Source organism: Rhodococcus sp. IEGM1339 (assembly GCF_050321925.1).
Lineage (GTDB): Bacteria > Actinomycetota > Actinomycetes > Mycobacteriales > Mycobacteriaceae > Rhodococcus > Rhodococcus pyridinivorans.
Genome location: NZ_JBNQFT010000024.1, coordinates 74,672 through 81,633, shown reverse-complemented (window position 1 = coordinate 81,633; position 6,962 = coordinate 74,672). Strand labels below are relative to the sequence as shown.

The following is a 6,962-nucleotide window of genomic DNA, read 5'->3' as shown; positions in this document are numbered from 1 at the left end:
TCCACCGCTTGGCGACCTGCTCGATCGGCAACGCATCCGCCGCCGCCTCCATCTCCATCGGATCATCGATCGAATGCTTCTGCTCCGGCGTGAGCGACAGCGGCGCCCAGAAGCGGGTGTTCTCCAACGCCGTGTCCGGATCGGTGTCGTACGAGATCTTGATCTCGATCATTCTGTCGATCCCCGCCGCATCCCGCTCCGCCTTCTCCGCCCCCTCGGCGACGGCCGGCAACAGCTTGTCGGTGTAGAGTTCCATGCCCTTACCCGAGGTGCAGATGAACCCGTCCCCCGCGCGTCCGGCATAGCGAGCCACGACCGGGCCACCGGCGGCGACGTAGACCGGGATGCCGCCTTCGGGCACGTCGTAGATCGACGCCCCCTTGGTGGTGTAGTACTCGCCCTCGAAATCGACCCGGTCTCCGCGCCACAGCTCACGCATCAACCGCACCGATTCGCGCAGCCGGGCGAAGCGTTCCTTGAACTCCGGCCACTGGCCGGCGTAGCCGGTGGCGATCTCGTTGAGTGCTTCGCCGGTGCCGACCCCGAGGAAGATCCGTCCCGGATACAGACACCCCATCGTCGCGAAGGCCTGCGCGATCACCGCCGGGTTGTACCGGAACGTCGGCGTGAGCACACTCGTGCCCAGCTGCAACCTTTCGGTGCGCTCCCCCACGGCGGTCATCCACGCCAACGAGAACGGCGCATGCCCACCGTTGTGCCGCCACGGCTGGAAATGATCCGACACCGTCGCCGAATCCATCCCGTGCGCCTCGGCCAACACACCCAACTCCACCAGCTCGCGCGGCCCGAACTGCTCTGCCGACGCCTTGTATCCCAACTTCAGCATTACCGTGCAACCTCCGAACAACGTGGTGCCAGCGAAACGATCACGCACTATCGCGCAAATCCTGCACGAAATCATGCACACTGAGCGCAGACAGTGTCAATATCCACGCAAAGGTGTGTCGCCCGTGCGTTATGGTCGTGCACCGACCCCCGACCACGGCGTCCGAGTACCCAGAAATTCGAGTGCCCAGAGCCCTAGGAGCAATCGTGTCAGCGACCGCACGGCGACGTGAAATCTTCCACCGAATCCTCGCCGACGGATATGTCGATGCGAAGACCCTCTCGGCCGATCTCGGCGTCGACGCGTCCACGATCCGTCGCGACCTCGATTCGCTCGCCCGTGAAGGGAAGGTCGAGCGCACGCACGGGGGCGCCCGAGCGGTCGAGGGCGCGGGCCTCGAGGTGCCGTACGCCCTCGAGAAGGACGTACGCCGTGAGGAGAAGGTGGCGATCGCGGCGGTAGCGGCCGCCATGGTGTCCGACGGCGACAGCGTGGTGCTCGACAGTGGATCCACAACCTACGAGGTAGCGGTCGCACTGCGACACAAGGCGTCACTGACGGTCCTCACCAATGACCTGCGTATCGCGAAATACGTTGCGGCATTTCCCGATGTCCGGCTTCTCGTGTCCGGAGGCGAGCTCCTCGGCTCGGTCTACACCCTGGTCGGCGACCATGCCGTGCAGTTCCTCTCGGACTACTCGGCCGACTGGGCGTTCCTCGGTGCCGACGCCGTGCACCCCACCGCCGGCATCACCAACACCAACACGCTGGAGATCCCGATCAAGCGGGCGATGATACGGTCGGCCGAGAAGACGATCGTCGTGGCGGATCGTTCGAAGTTCGGAGAGCGCGCGCTCGCCCGGGTCGCGAGCCTCGACGAGGTCTCGTGCATCGTCACCGACGGCGGCCTCGACGAGGAGAAGCGGGCAGCCTACGGCGACCGACTCGTGATCGCTTCGAACTCTTGACATACAATCATTCGGTTGTACATTTGGGATGTGAGCGGAGACGACGAGGACCGGGCCGATGCCCTGTTCCACGCGCTCTCCGACCGGACCCGACGAGACATCATGCGACGCGTCCTGGCGGGGGAGCACTCGGTGTCCGCTCTCGCAGCGAACTACGACATGTCCTTCGCCGCAGTACAGAAACACGTCGCCGTGCTGGAGAAGGCCGGTCTGCTCGTGAAGCGACGCAGCGGTCGCGAGCAGTTGGCCAGTGGTGACGTGGCGGCAGTGCGGTCGGTGGCGTCCATGCTCACCGAGATGGAGCAGCTCTGGCGCGGTCGCATCGCGCGCATCGACGAACTCATCGCATCCGAATCCTCCGAGGAAGGCTGAGAAATGCCTGTAACCGACGTCCGGCACGACTCCGACCAGCCGACCCTGACCATCACCGCGGAGTTCGCCGCCCCGGTGTCCCGCATCTGGCAGGTCTACGCCGATCCCCGTCAGCTGGAGAAGATCTGGGGACCCCCGACCTTCCCCGCGACGGTGGTCGACCACAATCTGAAGCCCGGCACCCGTACCACCTACTTCATGACCGGCCCCGATGGTGAGAAGTACGCCGGCTACTGGGATATCACGACCGTCGACGAACCGACGGGCTTCTCGTTCCTGGACGGCTTCGCGGAGCCGGACTTCACCCCGAAACCGGAACTACCCGTCTCACGGTGCGTCTACAGTTTCGAGGAGTTCGAGGGCGGCACGCGCGCAACCTATGTCAGCACCTACGAGAGCGCCGAAGCGCTCCAGCAGGTTCTGGACATGGGCGTGGTCGAGGGCGCCTCGTCCGCCATCAACCAGATCGACGCATTGGTAGCGGAGCAGTAGCACCGAGCCGAACCCCGGTCCGTGCGGAGAAGAAGTACACCTCGTCGGGTTTCGGGATCACGTGGATCTCGGAACCCGACGAGACGGGCACATGCCGATCCCACCGGACGACGATCCTGTCGGCATCTCCGTCCACGGTGTCCTTCGGCACCGCGTACACGAACGACTCGGCACCGAGTTCCTCGACCAGGACCGTCCGTAGCGACCAGGAGTCGGATCGCCACGCCCCCACGGTCGTCCACGATTCCGGACGGACCCCGATCACCACGCGATCGGAATCCACCGAACGCGGAACGCGGATTCGCAGCGCTCCGAGTTCGGCGTACCCGTCGTGTACAGCTGCCTCGACGAGGTTCATCCCCGGCGACCCCACGAACCCGGCGACGAAGGTGTTCACCGGCTCGTCGTACAACTTCCGAGGCGACGCGACCTGCTGAAGGCGGCCGTTCTCCAGGACGGCGACACGATCTCCCATCGTCATCGCCTCGACCTGGTCGTGGGTCACGTACACGGTGGTGGTGCCGAGCGACCGCTGCAACTCGGCGATCTGCGCGCGGGTGCTGACCCGCAGTTTCGCATCGAGATTCGAAAGCGGCTCGTCCATGCAGAACACTGCCGGGTGACGGACGATCGCGCGCCCCATCGCGACACGCTGACGCTGACCACCCGACAGCTTTCCGGGCTTGCGGTCCAGCAGTGATTCCAGTTCGAGCATCCGGGCGGCTTCGAGCACTCGGGCCGTGCGCTCGTCCTTCTTCATCCCCGCGTTCTGCAGAGCGAAGGCCATGTTCTCCGCCACGGTCATGTTCGGGTAGAGCGCATAGTTCTGGAAAACCATCGCGACGTCACGGGCCTTCGGTGGCAGTCCTGTGACGTCACGACCACCGATCTCCACGCGCCCGGAGTCGACCGCCTCGAGACCGGCGAGCATGCGCAGGCTCGTCGACTTGCCGCATCCCGAGGGCCCGACGAGGACGAGGAATTCCCCGTCCTCGATGTCGAGGTCCAGTCGGTCCACGGCAGGACGATCGGCACCGGGATACCGATGGGTGACGTTGCGGAAGGCGATGGCAGCCAATGGTGTTCCTTCTACTTCAGGTTGGGGGTGATCTGCCTGTCGACGACCGCCTGCAGCTGCTGCTGCACGTCGGCGAAGGTCGTTGCGACGTCGGCGTTCTGCAGTGCGATCCGTTCCAGGCCGGTCCCGATGATCTGATCGCCACCGGGGACGAACACCCGGGCGTAGTCCTGGGAGCGCGTGACGGCCAGCTGGTCGACCGCGGTCCGTGCGTTGGGGTTGTCCTCGAGGTACTCCTTCATGGCGGGGTTGTCCACCGCGGACTTCCGGACCGGCATGTAACCGATGTTCTGTGAGAAGTACGCGGTGTTGTCGCCGTTGGTGACGAACTCGACGAACTTCAGGGCATTGCGCTTGCGTTCGTCGGAGATACCGGACGGAATCGCCAGACCCGCACCACCGGTGGGGCATCCCGCGACGCCTTCGGGAGCCGGCAGGAAGGCCGTCCCGAATTCGAAGGACGCGTTCTGCGTGATACCCGACAGGTCTCCCGTGGACGCGATCGTGGAGGCGATGAGACCGGCGGAGAAATCGTTCGCGATATCGGTCGTCACCGCGGCGTACTTCTTGTCGTGGATCATGCGCTTCAGGAATTCACCTGCCGCAATCGTCTTCTCGTCGGTGAACTTCAGGTCCCATCCGTCGGAATAGGCACCACCGAAGGTCCAGATCGGGCCCTCGAAGGTCCATCCGAGGTAATCCTTGGCGTTGCCCCAGCCGTGCGCGAGCCTGCCGTCGCCGACCACCCCCTGGATGCGGGGACCCCACTCGTCGAACTCCTCCCAGGTGTCGGGTCCGCGATCGGGAAGTCCGGCCTGCTGCCACACCTGCTTGTTGTAGTAGAACAGCGGAGTCGACCGCGCGTACGGAAGAGCGAAGTGACTCCCCTCGTAGAGATAGTCCGCGAGCAGGGAATCGACGTAGTCGCCGGTGTCCACTCCCACCTCGCGGAACAGATCGTCGAGCGGGGTGATCGCACCGGTGATCGCATAGTTGAACCACCACACGTCCGACAGCACGACCACGTCGGGCAGGTCGCCGCCGGAGAGCGCGGCGTTGAACTTCTGTGAGACCTCCTCGTAGTTCTTGCCACCGTCGATGAGATCGACCGTGATGCCCGGGTTCGCGTCCTGGAACCGCCGGATCAGCTCCTTCTCCACGTCCTGGGATTTGCCGGGGTGGTTGGACCAGAAGCTGATCCGCGATGCATCGCCGGATGCCGATCCCGTTCCCGAAGTCTGGGACGAGCCACCGCCCGTCCCTGCACATGCGGTCAGCGCAGCGCTCGCAGCCACGAGACCGGTCAGCCCGAGGAAACGACGCCTGTCGATGTTCCTGATGTCCATTCCCAGCTCCCTGAGGATTCAGCCCTTGACCGCACCGGAGGTGAGGCCCTTGATCATGTGCTTTTGCAGCACAAGGAAAATCACGAGAATCGGCAGCATCGCGAGCACGGTGCCGGCCATGACCGGACCCCAGTTCGTGACACCGTCGTTGTTCTGGAGTTGTGTCAGCCCGATCGGTAACGGCGCAACGGATGCGTCGTCGGCCATCAGGAACGGCCATAGATACTCGTTCCACTCGTTCACGACGGTGATGAGCGCGAACGCGACCATGGTCGGGCCGGATACGGGGAGGACCACGCGCCACAGCAGCCGGAACGGGCCCGCTCCGTCCATCCGTGCGGCTTCGATGATCTCGGCCGGAATGGACAGGAAATGGTTGCGCATGAGGAACGTTCCGAAGGCCACGCCTGCCAACGGCACGATGATGCCCTGGAAGGTGTTGCGCCAACCCCAGTCCGCGACGAGCGCATAATTGGAGATGACGGTGATCTGGTTCGGCACCATCAGCGCGGCGATGATGCCGAGGAAGACGATATTCTTGCCGGGGAACCGCAGGAACACGAGACCGAACGCACTGAACACTCCGAGGACGAACTTCACCGTCGCCAGTATCGTCGTGATGACGATCGAGTTGCGCAGGAACAACCCGAACGGCACAGATTCGGTTGCCTCCGTGTAGTTCTGCGGATGGAAGACGCTCGGCCACCAGGTCACCGGCAGCGTGTAGATGTCGGGCCGCTCCTTGAACGATGTCACGACAATCCAGTACAAGGGCAGAGCCACCACCAGCAGCACGAGCACCATGGCGACATAGGCCAAAGCCGTGACGGCGCGCTCTCGTCTTCGGTGCGAACGCGTTTCGTCCGCGGGTGCGACCAGGTGCACGACAGACTTCTCCGCGACAGCGGTCACGAGTGACCTCCTCGGTCCATGATGCGCACCTGATAAACGGTCACCGCGAGCAGTACCAGGAACATGATGGTGGCAACGGTGGCGCCGTAGCCGGCACGGAAGTTGCGGAACGACTCGTCGTAGATCTGGTAGACCATCGTGGTCGTGCCGGTCCCCAACGGACCCCCACGAGTCATGACGTTGATGATGTCGAAGACCTGGAACGAATTGAGCAGCACGGTGATCGACAGGAAGTAGGTGGTGGGCCGCAATTGCGGAAGGACGACGCGCCGGAAGGTCGTCCCCCGGGAGGCACCGTCGATGGCGGCGGCTTCGCTCAACTCGGGCCGGAGTCCCTGCAGTGCAGCGAGATAGATGACGAAGGTGTAGCCGAGGTTCTTCCACATGTACGTCAGGGTCACCATCACCAACGCCCAGTTGGAGTCCTGGTAGAAGTCCGGCGTCGGAAGTCCCACCCGGGTCAGGACGTCCTGCACCAGACCGAAGTTCGGATCGAAGACGAACTGGAAGGCGATTCCGACGGCCGCACCGGAGATGACGAACGGTGCGAACAGCGCCGACCGGACGAGATTGCGTCCGTGGAGCCTACGGTCCAGAAGCAGTGCGAGCCCGAGTCCCAGTGCCATCGAACCGGCAACGGTCGCCACGGTGAACACGATGGTGTTGCCGACGATTTCCCAACTGTCGGGACGCGTGAACCATTCTCGGTAGTTGGCGAGTCCGACGAAGGTCGAGTTCGGGCTCGCGATGTTCCACTCGAAGAAGGAGAGCCGGATGTTGTCGGCGAGAGGCCGGTAGGTGAACAGGATCAACAGCGCGAGATTGGGCCCGACCAATGCCGCGAAGAGCGCGTAATCGCGCCACGGGCGGTGGCGGAGGCCGCGTTCGTGTTGCGGCAGGGTTCGTTCCGGACTCGGTGACACCGGAGCAGTGTGTGCCGACAGAAC

General features: G+C 64.1%; 8 protein-coding genes. 3 read left to right on the top strand and 5 right to left on the bottom strand.

The annotated features are described in order from the left end of the window. Positions 1 to 847 (bottom strand): glucose-6-phosphate dehydrogenase (coenzyme-F420) (gene fgd / locus ACQR3U_RS19390; RefSeq protein WP_428692131.1); only part of this gene is annotated, 847 nt, incomplete at its 3' end. A 206-nt stretch (positions 848 to 1,053) separates the two neighbouring features. On the opposite strand from fgd, the gene ACQR3U_RS19385 reads away from it, so the two are divergent. The 3 genes from ACQR3U_RS19385 to ACQR3U_RS19375 are packed head-to-tail and all read left to right on the top strand — an operon-like array spanning position 1,054 to position 2,679. Beyond that, a complete protein-coding gene (locus tag ACQR3U_RS19385; RefSeq protein WP_019290809.1) occupies positions 1,054 to 1,815 on the top strand; it encodes a DeoR/GlpR family DNA-binding transcription regulator in 762 nt (253 codons plus the stop codon). 30 nt (positions 1,816 to 1,845) lie between these two features. Continuing rightward, positions 1,846 to 2,187, top strand: a complete 342-nt coding sequence (locus ACQR3U_RS19380) for an ArsR/SmtB family transcription factor (RefSeq protein WP_006553668.1) — start codon at positions 1,846 to 1,848, stop codon at positions 2,185 to 2,187. Between the two features lie 3 nt (positions 2,188 to 2,190). Continuing rightward, positions 2,191 to 2,679, top strand: coding sequence for an SRPBCC family protein (locus ACQR3U_RS19375; protein WP_024102123.1), 489 nt, complete (start codon positions 2,191 to 2,193; stop codon positions 2,677 to 2,679). Here the strand turns inward: ACQR3U_RS19375 and ACQR3U_RS19370 are convergent. Genes ACQR3U_RS19370 through ACQR3U_RS19355 form a run of 4 tightly spaced genes read right to left on the bottom strand, consistent with a single transcriptional unit; the run spans position 2,645 to position 6,938 of the window. Further along, positions 2,645 to 3,757: an ABC transporter ATP-binding protein gene (locus ACQR3U_RS19370; RefSeq protein ID WP_006553670.1), complete on the bottom strand. Its 1,113-nt coding sequence runs from the start codon at positions 3,755 to 3,757 to the stop codon at positions 2,645 to 2,647. The two genes, ACQR3U_RS19375 and ACQR3U_RS19370, sit on opposite strands and share 35 nt — an antisense overlap. A gap of 11 nt (positions 3,758 to 3,768) precedes the next feature. Continuing rightward, positions 3,769 to 5,103 carry an ABC transporter substrate-binding protein gene (locus ACQR3U_RS19365; RefSeq protein WP_269065936.1) on the bottom strand — a complete coding sequence of 445 codons (1,335 nt, stop codon included), beginning with the start codon at positions 5,101 to 5,103 and terminating at the stop codon, positions 3,769 to 3,771. An 18-nt stretch (positions 5,104 to 5,121) separates the two neighbouring features. Continuing rightward, a complete protein-coding gene (locus ACQR3U_RS19360; protein ID WP_006553672.1) occupies positions 5,122 to 6,015 on the bottom strand; it encodes a carbohydrate ABC transporter permease in 894 nt (297 codons plus the stop codon). Then, on the bottom strand, positions 6,012 to 6,938 hold the full coding sequence (locus ACQR3U_RS19355) for a carbohydrate ABC transporter permease (protein ID WP_019290805.1): 927 nt from the start codon (positions 6,936 to 6,938) through the stop codon (positions 6,012 to 6,014). The genes ACQR3U_RS19360 and ACQR3U_RS19355 overlap by 4 nt, the downstream gene beginning before the upstream one ends. Positions 6,939 to 6,962: the final 24 nt, after the last annotated feature.